The sequence below is a fragment of the Nocardioides sp. CFH 31398 genome, from assembly GCF_022436705.1.
In the GTDB taxonomy this organism is placed as follows: Bacteria; Actinomycetota; Actinomycetes; order Propionibacteriales; family Nocardioidaceae; genus Nocardioides.
Genome location: NZ_JAKUHT010000020.1, coordinates 18,908 through 41,377, shown reverse-complemented (window position 1 = coordinate 41,377; position 22,470 = coordinate 18,908). Strand labels below are relative to the sequence as shown.

At 74.5% G+C, this 22,470-nt stretch carries 24 protein-coding genes; 12 read left to right on the top strand and 12 right to left on the bottom strand.

The features are described 5' to 3' along the window. Window positions 1-44 precede the first annotated feature (44 nt). Together MJ876_RS15350 and MJ876_RS15345 are read right to left on the bottom strand one after the other, a co-directional pair. The gene (locus tag MJ876_RS15350; RefSeq protein WP_240237578.1) at window positions 45-1,400 is read right to left on the bottom strand and encodes an MFS transporter; all 1,356 of its coding nucleotides are present in this window, start codon (window positions 1,398-1,400) and stop codon (window positions 45-47) included. Between the two features lie 45 nt (window positions 1,401-1,445). Next, window positions 1,446-2,312, bottom strand: coding sequence for a shikimate dehydrogenase (locus tag MJ876_RS15345; protein ID WP_240237576.1), 867 nt, complete (start codon window positions 2,310-2,312; stop codon window positions 1,446-1,448). Between the two features lie 119 nt (window positions 2,313-2,431). Between MJ876_RS15345 and MJ876_RS15340 the strand changes: the two genes are divergently transcribed. The 4 genes from MJ876_RS15340 (at window position 2,432) to MJ876_RS15325 (ending at window position 7,242) form a co-directional block, all read left to right on the top strand. Beyond that, window positions 2,432-3,061, top strand: a complete 630-nt coding sequence (locus MJ876_RS15340; protein ID WP_240237574.1) for a TetR/AcrR family transcriptional regulator — start codon at window positions 2,432-2,434, stop codon at window positions 3,059-3,061. A gap of 52 nt (window positions 3,062-3,113) precedes the next feature. Beyond that, the gene (locus tag MJ876_RS15335) at window positions 3,114-4,886 is read left to right on the top strand and encodes a sugar phosphate isomerase/epimerase and 4-hydroxyphenylpyruvate domain-containing protein (protein ID WP_240237572.1); all 1,773 of its coding nucleotides are present in this window, start codon (window positions 3,114-3,116) and stop codon (window positions 4,884-4,886) included. Between the two features lie 89 nt (window positions 4,887-4,975). After that, on the top strand, window positions 4,976-6,694 hold the full coding sequence (locus MJ876_RS15330; protein ID WP_240237570.1) for an SCO7613 C-terminal domain-containing membrane protein: 1,719 nt from the start codon (window positions 4,976-4,978) through the stop codon (window positions 6,692-6,694). A 77-nt stretch (window positions 6,695-6,771) separates the two neighbouring features. After that, a complete protein-coding gene (locus tag MJ876_RS15325) occupies window positions 6,772-7,242 on the top strand; it encodes a VTT domain-containing protein (RefSeq protein WP_240237568.1) in 471 nt (156 codons plus the stop codon). Window positions 7,243-7,267: 25 nt separating this feature from the next. Here MJ876_RS15325 and MJ876_RS15320 read toward each other — a convergent pair whose 3' ends face one another. Beyond that, window positions 7,268-9,007 (bottom strand): DEAD/DEAH box helicase, encoded by a 1,740-nt coding sequence (locus tag MJ876_RS15320; RefSeq protein WP_240237566.1) that lies wholly within the window; start codon window positions 9,005-9,007, stop codon window positions 7,268-7,270. Between the two features lie 136 nt (window positions 9,008-9,143). Between MJ876_RS15320 and MJ876_RS15315 the strand changes: the two genes are divergently transcribed. Then, window positions 9,144-9,713, top strand: coding sequence for a hypothetical protein (locus tag MJ876_RS15315; protein ID WP_240237564.1), 570 nt, complete (start codon window positions 9,144-9,146; stop codon window positions 9,711-9,713). Window positions 9,714-9,863: 150 nt separating this feature from the next. After that, a complete protein-coding gene (locus MJ876_RS21845; protein WP_275695075.1) occupies window positions 9,864-9,986 on the top strand; it encodes a hypothetical protein in 123 nt (40 codons plus the stop codon). 53 nt (window positions 9,987-10,039) lie between these two features. On the opposite strand, the gene MJ876_RS15310 is transcribed toward MJ876_RS21845, so the two are convergent. Genes MJ876_RS15310 through MJ876_RS15295 form a run of 4 tightly spaced genes read right to left on the bottom strand, consistent with a single transcriptional unit; the run spans window position 10,040 to window position 12,857 of the window. Continuing rightward, window positions 10,040-10,951: an SGNH/GDSL hydrolase family protein gene (locus MJ876_RS15310; protein WP_240237562.1), complete on the bottom strand. Its 912-nt coding sequence runs from the start codon at window positions 10,949-10,951 to the stop codon at window positions 10,040-10,042. 55 nt (window positions 10,952-11,006) lie between these two features. Beyond that, window positions 11,007-11,645: a hypothetical protein gene (locus MJ876_RS15305; RefSeq protein ID WP_240237560.1), complete on the bottom strand. Its 639-nt coding sequence runs from the start codon at window positions 11,643-11,645 to the stop codon at window positions 11,007-11,009. Window positions 11,646-11,673: 28 nt separating this feature from the next. Continuing rightward, on the bottom strand, window positions 11,674-12,174 hold the full coding sequence (locus tag MJ876_RS15300; protein ID WP_240237558.1) for a DUF1707 domain-containing protein: 501 nt from the start codon (window positions 12,172-12,174) through the stop codon (window positions 11,674-11,676). After that, window positions 12,171-12,857 (bottom strand): PadR family transcriptional regulator, encoded by a 687-nt coding sequence (locus tag MJ876_RS15295; RefSeq protein WP_240237556.1) that lies wholly within the window; start codon window positions 12,855-12,857, stop codon window positions 12,171-12,173. The genes MJ876_RS15300 and MJ876_RS15295 overlap by 4 nt, the downstream gene beginning before the upstream one ends. A gap of 113 nt (window positions 12,858-12,970) precedes the next feature. Between MJ876_RS15295 and MJ876_RS15290 the strand changes: the two genes are divergently transcribed. Then, entirely contained in the window at window positions 12,971-14,557 is a 1,587-nt protein-coding gene (locus MJ876_RS15290) for a class I adenylate-forming enzyme family protein (protein WP_240237554.1), read from the top strand. A 33-nt stretch (window positions 14,558-14,590) separates the two neighbouring features. Here MJ876_RS15290 and MJ876_RS15285 read toward each other — a convergent pair whose 3' ends face one another. Next, the gene (locus MJ876_RS15285; protein WP_240237552.1) at window positions 14,591-15,478 is read right to left on the bottom strand and encodes an NAD(P)H-binding protein; all 888 of its coding nucleotides are present in this window, start codon (window positions 15,476-15,478) and stop codon (window positions 14,591-14,593) included. A gap of 34 nt (window positions 15,479-15,512) precedes the next feature. After that, entirely contained in the window at window positions 15,513-15,995 is a 483-nt protein-coding gene (locus tag MJ876_RS15280; RefSeq protein WP_308192606.1) for a glutathione peroxidase, read from the bottom strand. A gap of 141 nt (window positions 15,996-16,136) precedes the next feature. Between MJ876_RS15280 and MJ876_RS15275 the strand changes: the two genes are divergently transcribed. From MJ876_RS15275 to MJ876_RS15265, 3 genes are read left to right on the top strand one after another with little or no spacing between them, the layout of a single operon-like run. After that, window positions 16,137-17,189, top strand: a complete 1,053-nt coding sequence (locus MJ876_RS15275; RefSeq protein ID WP_240237550.1) for an iron ABC transporter permease — start codon at window positions 16,137-16,139, stop codon at window positions 17,187-17,189. After that, window positions 17,186-18,301, top strand: a complete 1,116-nt coding sequence (locus MJ876_RS15270; protein ID WP_240237548.1) for an iron chelate uptake ABC transporter family permease subunit — start codon at window positions 17,186-17,188, stop codon at window positions 18,299-18,301. Before MJ876_RS15275 ends, MJ876_RS15270 begins: the two co-directional genes overlap by 4 nt. Continuing rightward, window positions 18,298-19,140, top strand: a complete 843-nt coding sequence (locus MJ876_RS15265) for an ABC transporter ATP-binding protein (protein ID WP_240237546.1) — start codon at window positions 18,298-18,300, stop codon at window positions 19,138-19,140. Before MJ876_RS15270 ends, MJ876_RS15265 begins: the two co-directional genes overlap by 4 nt. A 33-nt stretch (window positions 19,141-19,173) precedes the next feature. On the opposite strand, the gene MJ876_RS15260 is transcribed toward MJ876_RS15265, so the two are convergent. Genes MJ876_RS15260 through MJ876_RS15250 form a run of 3 tightly spaced genes read right to left on the bottom strand, consistent with a single transcriptional unit; the run spans window position 19,174 to window position 21,065 of the window. Beyond that, window positions 19,174-20,244, bottom strand: coding sequence for an ABC transporter substrate-binding protein (locus MJ876_RS15260; RefSeq protein ID WP_240237544.1), 1,071 nt, complete (start codon window positions 20,242-20,244; stop codon window positions 19,174-19,176). 42 nt (window positions 20,245-20,286) lie between these two features. Further along, a complete protein-coding gene (locus MJ876_RS15255; protein ID WP_240237543.1) occupies window positions 20,287-20,709 on the bottom strand; it encodes a hypothetical protein in 423 nt (140 codons plus the stop codon). Continuing rightward, window positions 20,697-21,065 (bottom strand): hypothetical protein, encoded by a 369-nt coding sequence (locus MJ876_RS15250; protein WP_240237542.1) that lies wholly within the window; start codon window positions 21,063-21,065, stop codon window positions 20,697-20,699. The genes MJ876_RS15255 and MJ876_RS15250 overlap by 13 nt, the downstream gene beginning before the upstream one ends. 90 nt (window positions 21,066-21,155) lie before the next feature. On the opposite strand from MJ876_RS15250, the gene MJ876_RS15245 reads away from it, so the two are divergent. After that, window positions 21,156-21,893: a TetR-like C-terminal domain-containing protein gene (locus MJ876_RS15245; RefSeq protein WP_240237541.1), complete on the top strand. Its 738-nt coding sequence runs from the start codon at window positions 21,156-21,158 to the stop codon at window positions 21,891-21,893. A gap of 25 nt (window positions 21,894-21,918) precedes the next feature. Further along, window positions 21,919-22,461, top strand: a complete 543-nt coding sequence (locus tag MJ876_RS15240) for a DUF664 domain-containing protein (RefSeq protein WP_240237540.1) — start codon at window positions 21,919-21,921, stop codon at window positions 22,459-22,461. The last annotated feature ends 9 nt before the right edge of the window (window positions 22,462-22,470 follow it).

The window sequence follows — 22,470 nt, the reverse complement described above, 5'->3', positions numbered from 1 at the left end:
CGGACCTCCGTCGGGGTCCGGGGCGTCGCCCGCGCTCGGAGCGGTCAGGCCGCCACGGGCTTGCGGAGCTCCGGGCGCAGCCCGAGCTCGGAGGTCGGGACCGCGCGGGTCTCGCGGGCGGTCAGCGCCGAGACGGTGGCGATGAGGCAGATGACGCCGGTGAAGCCCGAGATGACGACCCAGCCTCCCTCCTGGACGCCGCCGAGCGCGGTGACGATGGTCGGGGCGAAGCCGGCCATGAGGAAGCCGAGCTGGGTGCCGATGGCCATGCCGGAGAAGCGCACGCGCTGGGAGAACATCTCCCCGTAGAACGACGGCCAGGTGGCGTTCGCGGCGGCGTAGCCGAAGGAGAAGGTCGCGATGCCGAGGGCGAAGACCAGGAGCTCGGAGTCGCCGGACATCGAGCGCATGTAGAAGGGCATCAGCACCGCGCTGGAGACCGCGCCCCAGACGAAGACGGGCTTGCGGCCGATGCGGTCGGACAGGCGGCCGAAGAACGGCTGGGTGACCAGGGCGACGACGTTCGCGACGACGACCAGCCACAGCGTGACGTCGTCGGCGAGGCCGACCTCGGCGCCGTAGGCGAGGGCCAGGTTGCCGAAGACCGTCGAGACCGCGGCGATGAAGGCGCAGGCCACGACGCGGGCGACGTCCCAGCCGTGGTCGCGCATCAGGTCGACGAACGGCAGCCTGGAGACGGCGCCGGCGGCCTTGGCCTCGGCGAACTCCGGGGGCTCGGTCAGGGTGCGGCGGATGAAGTAGGCGACGACCACGACGAGGGCGGAGAGCCAGAACGGCACGCGCCAGCCCCAGCTGTAGAGGATGTCGTCGGGCAGTGCCACGACGGGGATGAAGATCAGTGCGGCGAGGATCTGGCCGCCCTGGGTGCCGGTCAGGGTCCAGGACGTGAAGAAGGAGCGCCGGTCGTCGGGCGCGTGCTCCAGGGTGAGGGACGACGCCCCGGCCTGCTCGCCCGCGGCCGAGAGGCCCTGCAGCAGGCGGCAGAGGACGAGCAGCGCGGGCGCGGCCCAGCCGATCGTGTCGTAGCCGGGCAGGCAGCCGATGATGAACGTCGAGATGCCCATCAGCACCAGCGTGAACATCAGGACCTTCTGGCGGCCGACGCGGTCGCCGAAGTGGCCGAGGATGACGGCGCCGACCGGTCGGGCGACGTACGCGAAGCCGAAGGTCGCGAAGCTCATGACCAGGGCGGCGTTGTTGTCGGACGGGAAGAACACCGTCGGGAAGATCAGCGCGGCGGCCGAGCCGAAGATGAAGAAGTCGTAGTACTCGACGGCGCTGCCCATGAAGCTGGCCGCGGCGGCCTTCCTGGGCGTCTTGACCGCGACGGCCGGGTCGTCGGGGGCGCCGGCGACCGGGGTGGGTGCTGTGGTGGACATCGGTTCTCTCCTGGCGGTGCTGTACGGCGGGCTGGTGCGGGTGGGTCAGGCGCCCCGGGCGACGAGGTCGCGCAGGTGGGCGGACATGCGGTCGGCGTCCGGCTCGAGGCCGGTGATGAGGCGGAAGGCGTCGACGGCCTGGGCCACGGCCATGTGGCCGCCGTCGAGGGTGCGGCACCCGGCGGCGCGCGCCGCGGTCAGCAGCGCGGTCACCAGCGGGCGGTAGACGATGTCGGCGACCCAGAGCCCGGGGTGGAGGAGCGTCGGGTCGAGCGGGAGGCCGGGGTGGTCGGCCATGCCGGTGGGCGTGCAGTGGACGAGGCCGGTCGCGGCCGGCAGGAGCGCGGACAGCTTGTCCGGGTCCGCCGCCTCGACGCGCAGGCCCGCGTGGGTCGCGGCGACGTCGGCGGCGAGCGCCGTGGCGCGGTCGACGTCGACGTCGACGACGACGAGGTGCTCCGTGCCGAGCCGGGCGAGCGCGGCGGCCACGGCGGCCCCCGCTCCCCCGGCGCCGAGCATCACGACCTCGGCGAGGTCGGCGCCCGGGAGCCCGGTGGCGACCGCCGTCTCGAAGCCGGTGGTGTCGGTGTTGTGGCCGATCGTGGTGCCGTCGGCGCGGAGCAGGACGGTGTTGACCGCCCCGAGCGCCGCGGCGGCCGGCGACAGCTCGTCGAGGTGCTCGAGGACGAGCTGCTTGCACGGGTGGGTGACGTTGAGGGCGTCGAACCCGAACACCCGGGCCTGGGCCAGCAGGTCGCCGACCGCGGTGGCGGGCAGGGCGTGCTCCACGAGGTCCACGGGCCGGTAGACGTAGGTCAGGCCGAGCGCCCGCGCCTCCGCCATGTGCAGCGGCGGGGTGAGCGACGGGCGGACGCCCGCGCCGATCAGCCCGACGAGGTAGGGGTGGTCCATGAGCTCTCCCGCTTATGTACTAACTGGTACGTACGCTGTGTCGTGAGCGTCACACGGGACGCGGCCGTGTGTCAACGGTCACGGCACGACCGGTTCGCGGGCGGCCCTACGCTGGCGCCGTGAGCGAGCCGGTGAAGCAGCGGGACGCCGAGCGCACGCGCGCGGAGCTGCTGACGGTGGCCACCGAGGTCTTCGCCGAGTCGGGCTACTCGGGGGCCCGCGTCGACGTCATCGCGGAGCGCACGCGCACCACCAAGCGGATGATCTACTACTACTTCGGCGGCAAGGAGGGTCTCTACCTCGCCGTCCTGGAGGAGGCCTACCGCGGCATCCGCGCCGCCGAGCGAGACCTCGAGGTGGGCGAGCTGGAGCCCGCGGAGGCCATGCGGCTCCTCGCGGAGACGACGTACGACCACCACGTCGCGCACCAGGACTTCATCCGACTCGTCGCGATCGAGAACATCCACCGCGGCGAGCACATCCGCCGGCTGGACTCCCTGCGCGACCTCGGGCAGCCGGCGATGTCGCTGGTCGACGAGGTCCTCGCCCGCGGCCGGGAGGCGGGGCTGTTCCGGGCGGACGTCGACGCGTTCGACGTCCACCTCGTCATCAGCGCCTACTGCGTCTTCCAGGTCGCCAACCGGTGGACCTTCGGGCACCTCTTCGAGCGCGACCTCGGCGCGCCGGAGGAGCGGGACCACCTGCGCAGCCTCATCGGCGACGTCGTCGTGAGCTGGCTCGCCGCCTGAGCGACGTCCGGCAGACCTTCCGACGCAATGTACTAACCGGTACATTGCCGTGATGCGCACCTCCATCGCCACCGTCTGCCTGTCCGGTGGGCTCGTCGAGAAGCTCCACGCCTGCGCCGAGGCGGGCTTCGACGGCGTCGAGGTGATGGACGCCGACCTGGTCGCGGCGTACGAGTCGCCGGAGGAGGTCCGGGCCCTCGCCGACCGGCTGGGGCTGACGCTGGAGATGTACCAGCCGTTCCGCGACGTCGAGGGCGTCGACGAGGCGACCTTCGCCGACACCCTGCGCCGCGCGGAGGCCACCTTCGCGCTCATGCAGCGCCTCGGCACCGACCTCGTGCTGGTCTGCAGCAACGCCGGCACCGCCACCGTGGACGACGACGCGGTGGCCGCCGACCAGCTCGGCCGGCTGGCCGACCTCGCCGCGACGTACGGCGTGCGCGTGGCCTACGAGGCCCTGGCCTGGGGACGGTTCGTCCACGACTACCGCCACGCGTGGCGGCTGGTGCAGGCCGCCGACCGGCCGAACCTCGGGACCTGCCTCGACAGCTTCCACATCCTGTCCCGCGGTCACGACCCGGCGGCGATCCGCCAGATCCCCGCCGAGAGGATCTACTTCCTCCAGCTCGCCGACGCGCCCGCGCTGCAGATGGACCTGCTGTCGTGGAGCCGCCACCACCGGCTCTTCCCCGGCGAGGGCAGCTTCGACCTCGTCGGCTTCCTCGGCCACGTGCTCGCCGCCGGGTACGACGGGCCGCTGTCGCTGGAGGTCTTCAACGACACCTTCCGGCAGACCGACGTCGTCCGGACCGCCGCGCACGCCCGCCGCTCCCTCGCGTGGCTCGCCGACCGCGCCGGCTCCGACCGCCTCACCGCTCCCCCGCCGCCGTCCGCGGTGGACTTCGTGGAGGTCGCGGGCGACGACCTGACCGAGGTCGAGGACGTCCTCGAGGCCCTCGGCTTCACGTTCCGCGGCCGGCACCGCAGCAAGCGGGTGCGGCTGTGGTCGGCGGGCGACGCGCACGTCGTCCTCGACGAGCAGACGCGCACCCCCGAGCCCCGCCTGGCGGGCCTCGGGGTCCGCGTCGCCGACCCCGCGGCCGCCGGGGCGCGGGCGGCGGCCCTCGGGGCGCCCGGCCTGTCGCGCCGTACCTACGCCGGGGAGCAGCCGCTCCACGGCGTCGCCGCGCCCGACGGCACCCGCGTCTGGTTCGGCGCCGCCCACCCCACCTGGCCCGCCGAGTTCGAGGGCGGCGCGGAGCCGGGCCCCGACGCCCTCGCCGGGGTGGTCGACCACGTCAACCTCGCCCAGCCGTGGCAGGACTTCGACGAGGCCGTCCTCTTCTACACCAGCGTCCTGGGCCTCGCCTCCGGCGCGAGCACCGACGTGCCCGGCCCCGCCGGTCTCGTGCGCAGCCAGGTCATGCGCACCGCGGACGGCGTCCTGCGGATCCCCCTCAACATGGCCCCGCCGACCGCGCCGGTGCCCGCCCAGCACGTCGCCGTGGCCTGCGACGACGTCGTCGGCGCCGCCCGCCGGGCCCGCGAGCGCGGGCTGCGGTTCCTTCGCGTGCCCGCGAACTACTACGACCACCTCGCCGCCCGCTTCGACCTGGACGCCGCGTTCCTCGACGAGCTCCGCGAGCTCGACCTGCTCTACGACCGCGAGGTCCACCCGGACGGCACGACCGGGGAGTTCCTGCACTTCTACACGCCCACGGTCGGCGGGGTCTTCCTCGAGCTCGTCGAGCGCCGCGGCGGCTACGACGGGTACGGCGCCCCGAACGCGGCGGTGCGGCTCGCCGCCCAGCGCGCGGCCGGGTGAGGGCGCAGCCGGGTGAGGGGGCAGCACGGCTGAGCAGATGAGTACGACGACCCATGCGCGGCGGGTGCTGCCCGCCGCACGCTGGTCGCATGACCAGCACGCAGGCCCCACCCCCTGACGCGGCCCTCGCCGAGCTGCGGGACATCGACCGCCAGCTCGACCGCCTGTTCGCGCGCCGCGCGTTCCTCGTCAGCACGCTGCCGCCCCTCCCGCAGGCGCCGCCGCTCACCGGCGCCCCCGCCCCGGCGGCTCACGGCGCCCCGGGCGCGTCGGTGCAGCAGCTGCTGCTGACCACCGGTGCGGTGCTCCTCGGTCTCGCCGGCTTGTTCTTCGCCGCCGTCGCCTGGGCGCTGGTGGGCCCGGTCGGCCGCACCGGCATCCTCGTCGTGCTCGGCGTCGTCCTCGGCGTGGCCGCCGTCGGGCTCCGTCACCGGCTGGCGGGCGCGGCGGGGGCGCTGGCGTCGGTGTCGGCCGCGCTCGTCGCGATCGCGGCGTACGGCGGGCCGGTGCTGTGGCAGGTCGACTGGTCGGGCGTCGGTCTGGGCGTGTGGACCACCGCGGTGTCCGTCGTGCTCCTGCTGGTCTGGACCGGCCTGGCCGTGGGCTCCGCGATGCGCTCGTGGACGGTGTCCGCCACCCTCGCCGCGGTCGTCGGCACCGTGGCCGCGGGCCTCACGGTCGCCGACCTCGCCGACGACGTCCTCGGCCTCACCGCCACCACCGCGGTGGTCGTGCTCGTCGTCGTGGCCCTGCGCCGCGTCGTCCGGGAGCCCGCCGCCTGGTGGGTGGTGCTGGCGGTCGCCGCGTCCACGTCCCTGCTCTCGCTGCTGGGGTGGGTGGTCGAGCCCGAGCGGACGGTGCCGTACGCGGTGGCCGGGCTCGCCTGGGCCGGTCTCGCCCTGCTCGCGCCGCGTCTGGCGCCGGACGCCGTCGGGCCCGTGGTCGCCCACGCGGCGGCCGCCGCCCTGACCGCAGGGTCGGTCGCGCTGCTCGTCGGCTCCCGCGGCTGGGGCCTGCCCTGGGGCGGGCCGAGCCTCCCGGTGGTCGCGCTGGGCGCGGCGCTGGTGGTGCTCGTCGCCCTCGTCCGGGTCGTCCCCGCGCTGCCGACCGCCGTCGCGGCGGGCACGCTGGGCCTCGGGGCCGTCGCGGTGCCGACGGTCGCCGGGCTGAGGTGGACGGCCGACGGCTGGGTCGTCGCCCTCGTGGTCGTGACGCTCGCCCTCGCGGTGGCCGGCGCCGCGCCGCGGCTCGGTCGCGACGCCACCGGGCGGGGCGCCCTGTGGGCCGCCGCGGGTGTCGCCGCCTGCCTCGCCCGGGGCGTCCACCTCGTCGAGGCGGGCACCCTCGAGCCCGTCGAGCGGGTCGCGCTGGGCCTCGGCCTCCTGCTCGTCGTCGCGGGCACCGGCTGGGCCCTGAGCGTCCGCCGGTACGCCGGGACCTGGCTGACGACCGCGGCGTGGCTGCTGCCCGGGCTGCTCGTCGGGCTCGTGCCCGGGGCGCTGGTGGCCCTCGCCGTCACCTGGGACGACGGGTGGTCGGCGCCGCTGGTCCGCTCGCTGGCCTACACCGTCGTCGGTGCCCTGCTGCTGGCCGCGGGCGCCCGCACCAGGACGTCGGCGCTGGTCGTGGCCGGCGAGGTGCTGCTCGTCGTGTGCGCCCTCGCGCACCTCGGCGCCGCCGCACGGGAGGTCCCGCAGTGGGTCGTCCTCGCCGCCGCCGGTGCGCTGCTCCTGGCCGTCGGCGCCCGCTGGGAGCAGCTGCGCGGACGCGGCTCCGCAGCAGTCGGCTGGGTGGGCTCCCTGCGCTGAGCGGACCGAGAGGGCCAGCCGCCCGACGTCCGACCGGGGTATGTTCTCGGCCGGTCGGACGATGGGGGGTGTGGCCGGTGCAGCCAGCGCTGTGGACCTTCCTGATCGGCTTCGCCAGCGCCCTCGTGGTGGTCGTCAACATCGAGGCCTACCTCGCGGTCGCCGCCCAGCAGCTGCCCCTGCCGGTCCTCCTGGCCTGCGTCGCCGCGCTCGGCCAGATGTGCGGCAAGTCGATCTGGTACCTCGCCGGCGCCCACCCCGACCGGATCCCGCTGGTATCCCGGAAGGTCGCGAAGGAGAAGAACCAGGTCCGGCTCAAGAAGTGGCAGATCAAGGCGGAGGGCCGGCCGGTCGCGACCGCCGGGATCCTGCTGCTCTCCGCCTTCACCGGGCTCCCGCCGTTCGCGGTGATGTCGGTCGTCGCCGGCGTCGTCCGGGTGCCGTGGGCCGTGTTCTGGGCCACCGGGTTCGTGGGCCGCGCCGCGCGGTTCTGGTGCATCCTCGCGGCGTCGTCGCAGGTGCTCGACTGGCTCAGCATCGGGCACTGAGCCGTCCGGCGGCCCCGACGGCCGCTCAGCCCTTGCGGTGCTTCTTCGGCGCCCCGGAGTCCTCGCGCAGCTCGATGAGCTTGCCGGAGATGCGGGTGCCCTTCAGCTTCTCCCACGCACCCGGCGGCAGCTGCTGCGGCAGCTCGACCAGCGAGTGGTCGGTGCGGATGTCGATGTGGCCGAAGTCCCCGCGACCCAGGCCGCCCTCGTTGGCGATGGCGCCGACGATCTGGCGCGGCTGCACCTTGTGGCGCTTGCCGACCGCGATCCGGTACGTCGCCATCGGGCCGCTGGCGTTGCGCGGGCGGTCCTTGCGGGGTCCCCTGCCGGGCCGGTCGTCGCCCCCACCGGGGCCGGCACCGGGGCCACCGTCGCGGTCGCGCTCCTTCCAGGGGCGCGCGGGCGGCTCCGGCTCGGGCTCGAGCAGGAGCGGCTGGTCGCCCTGCATGACCACCGCGAGCGCCGCGGCGACGTCCATCTCGGGGACGTCGTGGTGGCGGACGTAGTGCGCGACCGTCTCGCGGAAGAAGTCGAGGCGGTCCGAGCTGAGGGCCTCGGTGATCTGGTCGTCGAAGCGGGCCAGGCGGGTGGTGTTGACGTCGTCCACGCTCGGGAGGTCCATCGGCGTGATCTTCTGCCGGGTGGAGCGCTCGATGTGGCGCAGCAGGCCCTTCTCGCGCGGCGTCACGAACGAGATCGCGTCGCCCGACCGGCCGGCGCGGCCGGTGCGGCCGATCCGGTGGACGTAGGCCTCCGGGTCGGTGGGGATGTCGTAGTTGACGACGTGGCTGATGCGCTCGACGTCGAGGCCGCGGGCGGCGACGTCGGTGGCGACGAGGATGTCGAGCTTGCCGTCGCGCAGCTGGTTCACCGTGCGCTCGCGCTGCACCTGGGCGATGTCGCCGTTGATGGCGGTGGCGGAGAAGCCGCGGGCCCGCAGCTTCTCGGCGAGCGTCTCGGTCTCGTTCTTCGTGCGGACGAACACGATCATCCCCTCGAAGTTCTCGACCTCGAGGATGCGCGTGAGCGCGTCGACCTTGCGCGGGTACGACACGGTCAGCCAGCGCTGGGTGATGTTGTCGGCGGTGCGCGACTGGTTCTCGACGCGGATCTCGACCGGGTCGTCGAGGTGCTTCTCGGCGATGCGACGGATCTGCGGCGGCATGGTGGCCGAGAAGAGCGCGACCTGCTTGGTCGGCGGGGTGCTCGCGAGGATCGTGTCGACGTCCTCGGCGAAGCCCATCTTCAGCATCTCGTCGGCCTCGTCGAGCACGAGGAAGCGCAGCGCGGAGAGGTCCAGCGTGCCCTTCTCGAGGTGGTCCATGATGCGGCCGGGCGTGCCGACCACGACGTGGACGCCGCGGCGCAGCGCGGAGAGCTGGATGCCGTAGCCCTGGCCGCCGTACACCGGCAGCACCTGGACGTTCTTCAGCCGGGCGGCGTACCGGCCGAACGCCTCGGAGACCTGGAGCGCGAGCTCACGGGTGGGGGCGAGCACGAGCACCTGCGGCGCCTTCTTGTCGGCGACGTCGAGGTTCGACAGGACCGGCAGCGCGAACGCCGCGGTCTTGCCGGTGCCGGTCTGGGCGAGCCCCATCACGTCGCGGCCCGCGAGCATGGGCGGGATCGTGGCGGCCTGGATGGGGCTGGGCGACTCGTAACCCACGTCGCGGAGGGCCTTCAGGACGGGCTCGGAGAGGCCGAGGTCGTCGAAGGAGGTGGAGGTCTCGGGGGTGGTGCTGTCCTGGGGTGCTGCGTCGTTCACTTGTCAAGGGTAGTGCCGCGGCGGCACTCCGGCCGATTCAGCGCGACGCCGCCCCTCGCGGCCGTCGGCGGTCCGGACCGCGGGCCGTGCCGCGGCGGTCGTCGGAGACGGGGGTCCTCCGGGTTAGGTTTCCCGCGTGGCCCGGCCGCCGTCCCCCTCAGAGGTCGCCTGGTTCGCGCGCTGGCTCGGCGTCCCCGGGTCCCGTGCGAGCCTCCCGACCGGGTTCGACGCTGCCGTCGCGCTGCTGCACCCGGGCACGCGGGCGGTCGTCACCGCGAACGGCGACGGGCCCGCGTCCGGCCCGACGTACGTCGGCCCGCTGCGCGGCGACCTCGCGCCGGAGCAGAAGCGTCTGCTGAGCCGGCTGCTGATCGCCCTCGCCGACCCCCGCGCCTCGGCGACGCTGGCCTCCTGGGACCGCACGCCCCACCTGCACCCGCAGGCCCCGCTCGACCTCGCCACCCGCGTGGAGGCGGACCTCGACTACCTGCTCGTCGGCGGCCGGGTGTCGTCGCTGGTCTGGACGACCTGGGAGCCGCGCTTCACCGACCCGCAGCCGGTCACGGCCCTGTGGCCCGAGGACCACGCCTGGTGCGTCTGGACCGACCCCCGCCGTCCGTTCACCGTCCTCGCCGGCTCCGAGGAGCTGTGCGACCGCGTCCGCGAGGCGCCCGTCCTCGCCGCCGCTCCGCTGCCGACGGGCTAGGCCCGGCCGGGCGTCTCACTGTCCATCCACGTGACTCCTGGGACGCCTGTGACGGACGGCGCGTGCGCGCTCAGCCTGACAACAGTGAACACGTCGGCTATGGTTGGTGAACAGAAGGTGAACGAAAGGTAGACGACCATGGACCAGCACATGGATTCCCGCCCGGTGATGCAGTGGATCGAAGTTCCGGACGCCCGCGGTGGCACCCGGCTCGAGGCCCGCTGGGTCGTTCCCGCCGACGTCGCCGCGACCCCGCAGGTCGCCGCGGCCTGAGCGGGCCCGCACCCGCAGGCAGGAGGCTCCGGCTGCCGCCCCGGCCACCCCGGTCAGGGCCGCAACCGGAGCCTCTTCTGCGTCAGGGTCGCCATCTTGCGCTCGCCCAGAGCGTTCGGGTGGACGACGACCGGGTTCGTGCCGGCGACCACCGGCTCGACCCAGCGGGTGCCGACCGCCTGGCAGGCGTCGTGGCCCTCCGAGGCGCGCGGGACCGCGACGTACGTCGCGCCGCTGGCCGCGGCGGCCTGGCGGACGGCCTCGTTGAGCTCCGACTGCAGGTTCCGCAGGTAGGGCACGTCGCCGCGGGCGACCGGCATCTGCGGGTAGCAACCCTCCCGCGGCGGCAGCAGCCACGGGTAGCCGAGGATCGCCACCTCGGCGTTCGGAGCCCGTCGGACGACGGCCCGCAGCGCCCGCACCAGGGCCGGCGCGGTGTCGTTCCGCACGGTCCGCACGAACCGGTTGCCGTTCTCCTCCTCGCAGGGGTTGCCGCGGCCCAGCGTGGTGAGCCCGGCGCGGCCGCAGGCGAGGATCGCGTCGATGAAGACGCCGCCGTCGTTGCCCCCGATGGTCATCGTGACCAGGTCGGTGCCGCGGCCCAGGGCGTCGAGCTGCGGCGGGACGCCGGGGTACTGGGAGGAGAAGTAGTCCGGGCTCGCCGCGCCGCCGCACGTGACGTCGGTCAGGTCGGCGCCGATGCGCTCGGCGATCACGTGGGGGTAGTTCAGGGAGCTCCGCAGGCACTGGGGCGGCGAGGTCGGGTCGGGCGGCAGGACGCCCGAGGCGGCGCTGAACGAGTCGCCGAGGGCGACGTAGCGCAGCGGGGCCTCGCCCGCCCCCGCCGCGACGGGTGCGGCGGCCGTGGCGCCGACAGGCGCGACGAGCGCGGTGGCGGCGGCCAGCGCGACGACACCGGCCACGAGGGCCGACAGGGTGGACGGTACGGACGGGCGACGACGCACGGTGGCCTCCTGTGGTGCCGGTCACTCGCCGGCCCGGCCAGGCTAACCCCGCGGGCTACACCTGTGCACCGGTCTCCTCGGTGCCCTCGTCGACGGTGGTGACCACGGCGGTGACCGACGGGGTGCGCGGCGAAGAGGAGAAGCCGAAGCGGCAGGGCGGGTCGACGTCCGCGAGCGTGCCGAGATCGACGCCGTCGAGGTCGCCCTGCAGCGAGACGACGCGGCGCAGGTCCGTGGCGCCGTAGTACTCGCGGCGCCCCTCGCGCGCGGTGCCCGCGGTGCGGACGCCGTCCATGACCACCCGGGCGACCGGGTCCGTGACCCGGCACCAGGCCGGGCTGGTGGCGAGCCGCCGGGGCACGGCGCGCAGGAGGACGCCGAGGGCGGGTCGCCGTCCGACGGTGAGGTCGAGGCGCAGCGAGGGGGACCGCACCTGCCAGGTGGAGCCCGGACCGCGCTCGGAGGCGGTGACGGAGACCGGCTCCACACGCTCCTCGTCGAATGTGTACGTCGCGGCGACGAAGCGGCGCACCTGCTCCGTCGGCGCCAGCAGCACCCGGTGGCCCTCCGCGGTCTCGACCATCACGTCGGCGAACCGGCCCCACGGGCCGTCGTCCCAGCGGCCGACGACGACACGCACCCCGCTGGTGCTGCCGACGCCGGCGATGGCGCCCGAGAACCGCGACCGGCTCACCCGACGATCACCCCGTGCCCACTCGCGGTCACCGCCGCCGCGGGCCGTGGTGACGGGGCGTCGAGCACTTCCCCGGGCCCGCGAGGAAGAACCAGACGATCGCGCCGGCCACGAGGAACGGGAAGGCGCTGGAGACCACCGCGACGGTGAGGATCACCAGCAGCACGATCGCCCACGCCGGCAGCCCGGAGACGCGCTGCCTCACCGAGCCGAGGGTCGAGCGGGGCGGCTGGAACGCGCCGGGGCCGGCGGCCCAGTGCGTCGCACCCGACGGCGGCTGCGTCAGCCGCAGCTCCGGCGGGGTGCCGCCGGGGAGGTCGTCGAACAGCGGCGGGAGCTCGCCGCGCGTCTTCGACAGCCACACCCGGCCGACGCGCTCGTCGTACTCCTCGGAGTCGAGGCGGCCGGTGGCGAAGTGCTCGGCCAGCGCCTCGGCGGCCCGCTGCCGGTCGGCGTCGCCGATGCGCAGCGACGACTCGGGGACACCGCCGCCGGGGGGCACGGGCCCGCCCGCCCACGGAGCGCTCATCGCAGCTCCCCCTTGTCGTACGTCGTCGGGTCGTCGTCGGTCTCGGCCGCCTCGCCGTCGGCGAGGAGCTGGTACAGACGACGCCGGGCGTCGGCCATGATCGCCACCGCCTGGCGGCGTTGCTCGTCGGTTCCCGAGGAGACGACCTGCCATACCGCGTTCAGCGTCTGACCGACCTCGGGCATGAAGCCGGAGTCCCCACCCGGCTTGGACGGCGTCTCGACGAAGGGCTCCCAGACGGCGGCGAGCTCCTCGGGGTGGTCGGCGACGTAGTCCTGACCCTGCTCGGTGAGCCGCAGCGTCCGGCGGCCCGAGGCCTGGTCGCCCTCGACGAGGCCCTCGTCCTCCAGCTGCTGCACCGTGGGGTACACCGACCCGGGGCTCGGCCGCCACTGCCCGCCGCTGCGCTCCGCGATCTGCTGGATCAGCTGGTAGCCGTTCATCGGCTCCGCCGCGAGGACGTCGAGGATCGCGGCCCGGACGTCGCCCTTGCGGGCGCGGGGGGCGCGCGGCGGCTCGGGCCGGGTCATGCCCAGCATCTCGGCGAGCCACGGCGGCGGGCCGCCGCGACCCTTCGACCCGCCCGGTCCCCCGAACCCGCCGAAGCCCCCGAACCCGGGACCGCCCCAGCCGCCCTGCCACCCGTTGCTGCGACCCGTGGGGCCGTGATGATGTCCGTGCACGACAGCCTCCCGACTGTTCCTGAGTGTCGGCGACACTCTGCGATATATCGGAACCGTACGCCGAAGGTCGTGACGGGGCAAGCACCTCTCGACACCGTCGGCAGGATGGGCGCATGAGTGACACCGACCTCGTCGCGGCGTGGGACGCCCGGGTGGCCGCGGCCCCCGACCGACCCGCCCTGGCCTACTTCGACACCGTCCTCACCGCGGCGGAGGTCGACCGGCTCAGCGACGAGGTCGCCGCGGCGTACGCCACGCTCGGCGTCGAGGCGGGGTCTCACGTGGGCGTGCACCTGCAGAACGTGCCGTGGTTCCCGCTGTCGATGCTCGCGCTGTGGAAGCTCGGTGCCGCCGCGGTGCTGCTCAACCCGATGTACCGCGGCGAGGAGCTCCGCGCGCTCGTGGAGGACGCCGGCGCCGTCGGCGTCGTCACCGACCTCGCCGAGGTCGGCCGCACCCGGGAGGCGCTGGCGGGGCCCGACGCGCCCTGGGTGGTGGGCGCCTCGTCGCGCGACCTCCAGACCCGCGACGACCCCCGCGTCCTCGGCGACGACCCGGCCCCCGAGCGCGACCCCTCCGGTGCCGACGACCTCGCCGCGCTGGTCCGCGCGCAGGCCGGGGCGCCGGTCGACCACGCGGTCCCGGGCGGGGACGCCGTCGCCATGCTCTGCTTCACCTCCGGCACGACCGGACGCGCGAAGGGCGCCATGAACACCCACGCCGGCGTCCTCGCCGTGTGCCGCAGCTACGCCGCGTGGACCGGCCTGGGGCCCGGCGGCGTCTGCTTCGCCACCGCGCCGCTGTTCCACATCACCGGCGCAGTCATCAACGCGACGATCGCGCTCGTGCACGACGCCACCCTCGTGCTCGCCCACCGGTTCGCCCCCGCGGTGGCCCTCGACGCGTTCGCCGAGCACGGCGTCACGACGACCATCGGCTCCATCACCGCGTTCAGCGCGATGCTCGAGGTGCCCGACCCGCCGGCCGGGGCCTTCGCGTCGATGACGGCGCTCTACTCCGGCGGCGCCCCGATCCCGCCGTCGGTGGTGGAGCGCTTCGAGGACCGCTTCGGCGTCTACGTGCACAACGCCTACGGCATGACCGAGACCTGCTCGGGCGTCATCGCCGTCCCGCTCGGCGAGCGGGCCCCCGTCGACCCCGCCAGCGGCACGCTCTCGGTCGGCAAGCCGCTGCCGGGCATGACGCTGCGCGTGCTGGGCGCCGACGGCGAGCCCGTCGCCCCCGGCGAGCAGGGCGAGCTCGAGATGAGCGGCCCGCAGGTGGTCCCGGGCTACTGGCGGAGGCCCGACGCGACCGAGGAGACGATGCCCGGCGGCCGGCTGCGCTCCGGCGACGTCGCGGTGGTGGACGACGAGGGCTGGGTCTACCTCGTCGACCGGCTGAAGGACCAGATCAACGTCTCCGGCTACAAGGTGTGGCCCCGCGAGGTCGAGGACGCCCTCCACACCCACCCCGCGGTCCGCGAGGCCGCCGTGGTCGGCCGGCCCGACGACTACCAGGGCGAGTCGGTCGTCGCGTACGTCGCGCTCGTCGGCGGCGGGGAGGCGACGCCCGAGGAGCTGCGGGAAACCGTCCGCGGCCGGCTCGCGGCGTACAAGGTGCCGAAGGAGGTCCACGTGGTCGAGGACCTGCCCAAGACCCAGACCGGCAAGATCCGCCGCGCGGCGCTGCGGGACTGACGGGCGCCCGAGGTCGACCCACCGCCGGTCGGGTCAGCCGTCGGCGAGGGCCTTGCGGATGGACTCCTCGACGCCGAGGAAGCGGTGGCCGGGCTCGGCGACGAGCTCGCGGACGTCGTCCTCGGTGCAGACCATGTCGTGGCGCAGGCTCTCGATGAGGGCGGTGACCTCGTCGCTGTCCATGCCCGCCAGCGCGGCGACGACCGGGCCCACCACCATCCGCGGGGCGATCGGCGGGCTGAGCTGGAGGCGGCTGATGCCGTCGATGCGGGCGAACAGCCTGAGCAGCTCGGGGTAGGTGACGACCTCGTCGCCCCCGACGTCGTAGGCGCGGCCGGTCGCGTCCGTCGTCAGGGACCGCACGAGCAGGTGCAGGACGTCGTCGATGGCCACCGGCTGCATCCGGCTGTGCATCCACCGCGGCACCGGCGTGATCGGCACGCGGCGGCTGATGCGCCGCAGCAACTCGAACGAGGTCGACCCCGCGCCGACGACCATCGCGGCGCGCAGCACCACCGTCGGCACCGACGACTGCAGGAAGAGCTCCTCGACCTCGAGGCGCGAGCGCAGGTGCTCCGACAGGACGCCCTCGGGCACCAGCCCGGACAGGTAGACCAACCGCTTCACGCCGGCGTCCTCGCAGGCGGTGGCGAACAGCAGCGCCGCCTCGCGGTCCCGCTGGGCGAAGTCGACGGACTCCATCGAGTGGACCATGTAGTAGGCGGCGTCCTGGCCCTCGAGCGCAGCGCGCACCGAGTCCGGCTGCGAGACGTCGAAGTGCACGCCCCGGACCCCCTCGGGCCAGTGGTCGTCGTCGACCTTCGAGCGGCTGGCGGCGCTCACCTCGTGGCCGAGGTCGGCGAGGACCGGGACCAGCAGCGAGCCGACGTACCCGGTGGCCCCGGTGACGAGCACCTTCATGGGTCCTGTGTACCCCGGTGGACCCGGGGACCGGTCAGCGGGCGAGCTCCCGCTCGACGTCGCCGGCGATCTTCTCCGGCTTCGTGGTCGAGCCGTAGCGCTTGACCACCTTGCCGTCCTTGCCGACGAGGAACTTGGTGAAGTTCCACTTGATCTTGTCGCCGAGCACGCCGCCCTTCTCGCCCTTGAGCCACTGGTAGAGCGGGTGGGCCTCGGGGCCGTTCACGTCGATCTTCGAGAACATCGGGAAGCTGACGCCGTAGTTCTTCTGGCAGAACGAGCCGATCTCGTCGTCGCTGCCGGGCTCCTGGCCGCCGAACTGGTTGCTGGGGAAGCCCAGGACGACGAAGCCCTGCTCGCCGTAGGCCTGGTACAGCTTCTCGAGGCCCTCGTACTGCGGGGTGAAGCCGCACTGGGAGGCGGTGTTGACGACGAGGACGACCTGGCCGTGGTACGCCGAGAGGTCGCGCTCCTCGCCGGTCAGGGTGCGGGCGCTGAAGTCGGTCAGGGTGGTCACTGTCGGCTCCTCCGGGTCGTGGTCGGGTCGCGTCGGGCGCGAGTGGTTCGCTACCGGCGCCAACCCGGATGCCTCGGGCCGCATTCCGCGGGGTCCTCGTCGACCGTGCGGGGCCGGGCCAAGGCAGGTTAGGCTGTCCTAATGACGTCGGCGACCGTGGTGACCCCACCGGTCGCCAAGCCCCCACGCGGGCGACGGGGCCCGCGGCAGGGCTCCGTGCGCGGCCTCGTCGGGCTGCTCGTCGTCCTCGGGATCGCGGCGCTGCTGAGCCTGGCCGTGGGGTCGCGCCCGATCGGCCCGGACACGGTCCTGCGGGTCCTCACCGGGGACGACGGCAGCGAGGCCGCCACGATCATCCGGGAGCTGCGGGTGCCGCGGACCGTCGTCGCGATCGCGGCCGGCACGTGCCTCGGCCTCGCCGGCACGCTGATGCAGGGCTACACCCGCAACCCGCTCGCCGACCCCGGGCTGCTCGGGCTGACCGCCGGCGCCGCGTTCGCCGTCGTCCTGGGCATCTTCCTGCTCGGCGTCACCAGCCCGGCCGGCTACGCCTGGTTCGCGCTCCTCGGCGCCGGTCTCGCCGGAGCCGCCGTGTTCGGCATCGGCACCACGCGGCGGGGCCCCGACCCCGTCACGCTCGTGCTGGCCGGCACGGCCGTCACCGCGCTGCTGCAGGCGGTCACCAACACGATCCTGGTCCGCGACACCCTCACCCTCGACGACTACCGCTTCTGGATCGTCGGGTCGGTCGCCGGGCGGGACCTGTCCGTCCTCGCCCAGGTGGCCCCGTTCATGGCGGTCGGGGTCCTGCTCGCCGCCCTGTGCGTCCCCGGCCTCAACCTGCTCCAGCTCGGGGACGACGCCGCCTCGTCGCTCGGCCTCAACCCCACGCTGCACAAGGCGCTCGGCCTCGCCGCGGTCATGCTGCTGTGCGGCGCCGCCACCGCGGCGTGCGGGCCGATCGTGTTCCTCGGCCTGACCGTGCCCCACGTCGCGCGGCACCTCGCGGGCGTCGACCACCGCTGGCTGGTGCCGTACTCCGCCGTGCTCGGCGCGATCGTCCTCGTCCTCGCCGACGTCCTCGGCCGCGTGCTCGTCGTCCCCGCCGAGCTGCAGGTCGGCATCGTCATGGCGCTGGTCGGCGGCCCGGCCTTCATCCTGCTCGTCCGGCGTGCCCGGATGGTGCGGCTGTGAGCACCCTGCTGAGGCCCGCGAAGGCCCCCGAGCAGCGGGGCACCCCGACGTCCCGCCCCGCGCACACCCCGGTGCGCGTCGGCCCGCTCTCGGGGCGGGTCCCGCTGCGGACGCTCTGGGTGACCCTCGGCTCGCTGGTGCTGCTCGCCGCCGTGCTGGCGGTCAACCTCTCCCTCGGTGACGTGGCCGTCCCCCTGCGCGACGTCGTCGCCGTCCTGCGGGGGGAGGACGTGCCGGGCGCGACGTTCATCGTCCTCGAGCTGCGGCTGCCCCAGGCGGGCGTCGCGCTGCTCGTCGGCGCCTCGCTCGGCCTCGCCGGCGCGCTGTGCCAGACCTTCGCCCGCAACCCGCTGGCCAGCCCCGACATCCTCGGCGTCACCGACGGCGCGGCCGTCGGCGCCGTCGGCTACCTGCTGCTCGTCGGCTCGTCGTCCGCCGGGGTGGCGGGCCTGCTGGCCCAGCTCGGCCTGGCCGGCTCGGCCCTCGCCGGCGGGTTCGGGGCCGCGGTCCTGCTCTACCTGCTGTCGTGGCGCCGCGGCGTCGACGGCCAGCGGTTCGTGCTGGTGGGGATCGGGATGTCGTTCGCCCTCGCCGCGCTCGTGTCGTGGCTGCTCGTCTCCGCCCGCCTGCAGGACGTCGCCAGCGCCCAGGTCTGGCTCACCGGCTCGCTGAACGCCCGCACCTGGGACCAGGGCCTGCCGGTCGCCGTCGGGCTCGCCGTCGCGGTGCCCGTGGCGCTGCTGCTGGTGCGGCACCTCAACGCCCTCCAGCTCGGCGACGACAGCGCCCGCGGGCTCGGCGTCCGCCTGCAGACCACGCAGCTCGGCATGCTCGTCGTCGCGGTGACCGTGACCGCTCTCGCCGTCTCCGCCGCGGGCCCGCTGGAGTTCGTGGCCCTCGCCGTCCCGCAGATCGCGCTGCGCCTCGTGGGCGGCTCCCGGCCGCCGCTGGTCGCCTCGATGGTCCTCGGCGGCGTGCTCGTCGTCGCCGCCGACGTCATCGGGCGCGTCCTGCTCCCGTTCAGCGTCCCCGCCGGCGTCGTGACCGCCGTGCTCGGGGCGCCGTACCTGATCTGGCTGCTCGTCCGCGTCAACCGGAAGGTCTCCGCATGACCACGTACGCCGACTCCTCCCCCGCCACCGCCCGCACGGCTCCCGTCGGCGGGGCCCGCCTGCGCGCCGAGGGGGTGACCGTGGGGTACGGCGGCGCCCCGGTCGTGAAGGACCTGTCCCTGGAGGTCGTCGACGGCCAGGTCACGACCATCGTGGGCCCCAACGGCTGCGGGAAGTCGACGCTGCTGCGGACGATGGCCCGGCTGCTCGCGCCCACGAGCGGCACCGTGCTGCTCGATGGCGAGCCGATCGGCGCGACCTCGACGAAGGAGGTCGCCCGGCGCCTCGCGCTGCTGCCGCAGAGCCCGGTCGCCCCCGAGGGCCTCGTGGTGGGCGACCTCGTCGCGCGGGGGCGGCACCCGCACCAGCGGTGGTTCCAGCAGTGGAGCCGCGAGGACGAGGGGGTGGTCGAGGAGGCCCTCGCCGCCACCGACACCCTCGACCTGCGCGACCGCGCGCTCGACCAGCTCTCCGGCGGCCAGCGGCAGCGGGCCTGGATCGCCATGACCCTGGCGCAGGACACCGACCTGCTCCTGCTCGACGAGCCGACGACGTTCCTCGACCTCGCCCACCAGGTCGAGGTCCTCGAGCTGGTCTGCCGGCTCAACCGTGAGCGCGGCCGCACCGTGGCGATGGTCCTGCACGACCTCAACCTCGCCGCGCGCTACTCCGACCGGATCGTCGTCATGGCGGGCGGCGAGGTCGTCGCGCAGGGCGACCCGGGCTCGGTGCTCACCGAGGAGCTGCTGGCCGACGTCTTCGGTCTGGTCGCCGACGTCCTGCCGTGCCCGCGCACCGGCCTGCCGATCGTCGTCCCCCGCTCCAGCCACCTGGAGTGAGGGACGACGCGCGTCGTCGCGTGGCGGCGGGCGTCAGGCCTGCGGCGCCGGCGGCTCGGTGCCCGGGTCGCCGTCGAGCACGGCCTGCAGCTGCGGCACGTAGCGCTCGAGGACGTAGGGGATCGACAGCGGCGTGACCATCGAGTGGCCCACGTAGTACGCACCGTCGGCGTCGCTGATGTCGACGAAGGCGTTCTCCTCGGCGGGGGTGGTCGACTCCCACAGCCGCGTCATGCCGGCGTCGGCCGCGCCCAGGTCGAGCCACACGACGCCGTCCAGCTGGTCGAGGTCGGTGGTGCGCTCGGCGCTGACCGACCAGCCGAACTCGCCCTCGGGGCGGCCCTCGAGCAGGACGTCGGGGAACGTCATGCCGAGCTGGTCGAGCATGCGGGCGCGCGGGTCCTCGGGACCGTAGACGAACAGGCCCTCGTACGGCGTCACCACGGCGATGCTCTTGCCCTCGAAGACGTCGGCGTTGTCGGCCGCGGCGGTCTCGATCTGCTCGGTGACCGACGCGACGAGCTGCTCGCCCTCGTCCTCCTTGCCGACGGCGCGGGCGATGGTGCGGGTCATCTCGTCCCAGGGCATCCCGTAGTCGCCGAACTCGGCGGACTGCGCGACGACGGGCGCGATGCCGGAGAGCTGCTCGTACTCCTGCTTCGTCATCCCCGAGTAGAGGCCGATGATGAGGTCGGGGGCGAGGCCGGCGACCTCCTCGACGGGGATGCCGTCGGGGTTCTCGAGCACGGTCGGCAGGTCGGCGCCGGTGGCGTCGAACGCCTCCTGGGCCCACGGGAAGATGCGCCCCTCCGCCTCGCCGAACCAGAAGGTGGTCGCGACGGGGGCGATGCCGAGGGCGAGCAGGGCGTCCTGCTCCATGAGGCCGACGACGGCGACCTTCGTCGGCTGCTGCTCGATGGTCGTGGTGCCGTACTTGTGCTCGATCTCGACCGGCGTGAACTCCTCCGCGGCGCCGGACTCCTCGCCGGAGGCACCGGACGAGCCGTCGGAGGTGGATCCGTCGACCCCGCACGCGGCGAGGACCGGCACGGCGACGGCGAGGGACGAGAGGCCGGTGAGGAACCGACGGCGCGAGGTGGTCATGCGTGCTCCAGCTCAAGGAGGGCGGGTGAGGTTAGGCTCACCTTAGCGGCTGGGGCGGGCCTTCGTCGGTCGGGTCCTCAGGAGCCACGCGAGGCCGAGGAACGGCAGCACCAGCGGCAGGAAGCCGTAGCCCCGCCCGTAGCCCGACCACACGGTGTCGTCGGGGAACAGCACCGGGTCGGCGAGGCTCAGCGTCCCGACGACGAGGACGCCGACGAGCTCCACCCCGACCGCCGTCCACGCCAGCCGGCGCGACCACGGCCGGTCGACGGCGAGGCCGACCGTGGCGGCGACGTACACGAGGGCGGCGAGCGCGCTCAGCGCGTACGGGAACGGCGCCTCGGACGCCTGCAACGACAGCTGGACGACGGAGCGGCCGGTCGCGGCGACCGCGAACACGCCGTACAGCGCGACGAGGACCCGGCCCGGGCCCGTGCCCGTGCCGCGCCGGCTCACAGGATCCACGCCGGGTCCCAGACCTGCTGCATGCGCAGCACGAGGAACGGCACGGTCACCCCGAGCACGACGAGGACGGCCGTGCCGGAGCGGCTCGGCTCGCCGCGGGCCCACCACGCCGCCACGGGCGGCAGCAGCAGGCACCCGACGAGGTAGCCGACGAAGGTGGCCACGGAGATGTCCGGGGACTCCGTGACCAGCAGCGCGATCCCCACCACGAGCTGGACGACGAGGACGACCTCGAGCAGCCAGGTCAGCCCGAGCAGCCAGCGGTCGGGCCGACGGTCGGGCACGAGGTAGACGCCGGCGAGGACGGCGACGGCCAGGGACAGGGCGACGACCGTGAGCTGGAGCCAGACGACCACGGCCCCAGTGTGACGCGGAAGTCGGCATTCTCCTGCGGTGGGTGTCGCCCCGGTCCTACGGTCCGAGCACGGAACGACCCGGAGGTGACCATGTCGCAGCAGCAGCTCCCCCGCACCCGCCCGTCCTCGGCGGGTCCCGAGGTGCGCCCGGTCCCCGAGGAGGGTGCCGCGACCCGGCTCGAGGTGGTCGCCCGGGTGGTCGCCGCCGCTCGCTCGGAGCTGTGCCAGCGCCACCAGCTGTCGCTGCGCGCGGTCGCCCGCCGCGCCGGGGTCGGGATCCGCGAGGTCGCGCAGCACGTCGGCACCGGCGACGAGCTGATCGGGCGCATCTTCTTCGAGATGGCGGTCGACGCCCACGAGGTCATGGCCGGCGTCAGCCAGGCGTCCGCCGACAGCAGCACCCGGGACCGCCTGCTGGCCTACGCCCGCGGCTACCGCCACTGGGCGCTGACCCGCCCCGTCGAGTTCTCGCTGCTGCTCGGACCGACCGCGAGGGCGCTGATGGACGAGTCGGTCGCGGCGCAGGGCGTCACCTGGTTCAACGGGCCCCTGATCGACATCCTGCGCGACGGGGCCGAGCGCGGCCAGGTCGACCTCGACTCCGGCGCGGCCGCCGGGCGATCCCTCCCCGCCGTGCGACCCGGCCTCCTGGCCGCGGCGCAGGACCTCGACCCCCGCACCGCGCTCGCCTTCGTCACGGTGTCCGCCGGCCTGCACGGCCACCTGGTGCTCGAGGGCTCCGGCCAGCTCGCCGCCGTCTTCGTCGACCTCGACCGCGCCTTCGACGCGCACATGCGCGCGGTGCTCGACGCCGCCGGGATCGCCTGAACCCCGGGCTGCCTACGCTGGCCGGATGACCCCGGCCGACCTGCTGACCGACGCCTTCGGGCGCCTGCCCGACCTCGCCCACGGCGCCGCCGACGGGCTGGACGACGACCGGCTCGTGCTGCGGCCCTCCCTGCCGGACGGCGCGGGGCGGGGCAACCCCGTGGCCTGGCTGCTGTGGCACTCCGCCCGGGTCTGGGACGACCACGTCGCGGGCGTCGCCGGCGTCCTCGACCCGTCCTCGGTCGCCGCCGAGCAGGTGCACACCGCCGAGGGGTACGCCGAGCGCCTGGACCTCCCGCTGCCCGTCACCGACATCGGCTACGGCCACGACGACGAGCACGTCGCCGCCGTCCGCGCGCCGTCCGGGCTGCTGCTGGAGTACCTCGACGCCGTGGCCGCCCGCAGCGCCGCCTGGCTCCCCACGCTCACCGCCGACGCCCTCGACACGGTCGTCGACGAGGACTGGGAGCCGCCCGTCACCGTCGGCACCCGGCTCGTCAGCGTCCTCGGCGACGTGACGCAGCACCTCGGGCAGGCGGCGTACGTGCGGGGCCTGCTGCTGGGCTGACCCGTCGGT

Excerpts from the sequence above, each read along its gene's own strand:
- MJ876_RS15245 (WP_240237541.1), top strand. The coding sequence starts at position 21,156 with ATGTCGCAGCAGCAGCTCCCCCGCACCCGCCCGTCCTCGGCGGGTCCC.
- MJ876_RS15240 (WP_240237540.1), top strand. The coding sequence starts at position 21,919 with ATGACCCCGGCCGACCTGCTGACCGACGCCTTCGGGCGCCTGCCCGAC.
- MJ876_RS15350 (WP_240237578.1), bottom strand. The coding sequence starts at position 1,400 with ATGTCCACCACAGCACCCACCCCGGTCGCCGGCGCCCCCGACGACCCG.
- MJ876_RS15330 (WP_240237570.1), top strand. The coding sequence starts at position 4,976 with ATGACCAGCACGCAGGCCCCACCCCCTGACGCGGCCCTCGCCGAGCTG.
- MJ876_RS15275 (WP_240237550.1), top strand. The coding sequence starts at position 16,137 with ATGACGTCGGCGACCGTGGTGACCCCACCGGTCGCCAAGCCCCCACGC.
- MJ876_RS15335 (WP_240237572.1), top strand. The coding sequence starts at position 3,114 with ATGCGCACCTCCATCGCCACCGTCTGCCTGTCCGGTGGGCTCGTCGAG.
- MJ876_RS15285 (WP_240237552.1), bottom strand. The coding sequence starts at position 15,478 with ATGAAGGTGCTCGTCACCGGGGCCACCGGGTACGTCGGCTCGCTGCTG.
- MJ876_RS15300 (WP_240237558.1), bottom strand. The coding sequence starts at position 12,174 with ATGAGCGCTCCGTGGGCGGGCGGGCCCGTGCCCCCCGGCGGCGGTGTC.
- MJ876_RS15260 (WP_240237544.1), bottom strand. The coding sequence starts at position 20,244 with ATGACCACCTCGCGCCGTCGGTTCCTCACCGGCCTCTCGTCCCTCGCC.
- MJ876_RS15345 (WP_240237576.1), bottom strand. The coding sequence starts at position 2,312 with ATGGACCACCCCTACCTCGTCGGGCTGATCGGCGCGGGCGTCCGCCCG.
- MJ876_RS21845 (WP_275695075.1), top strand. The coding sequence starts at position 9,864 with ATGGATTCCCGCCCGGTGATGCAGTGGATCGAAGTTCCGGACGCCCGC.
- MJ876_RS15265 (WP_240237546.1), top strand. The coding sequence starts at position 18,298 with ATGACCACGTACGCCGACTCCTCCCCCGCCACCGCCCGCACGGCTCCC.
- MJ876_RS15290 (WP_240237554.1), top strand. The coding sequence starts at position 12,971 with ATGAGTGACACCGACCTCGTCGCGGCGTGGGACGCCCGGGTGGCCGCG.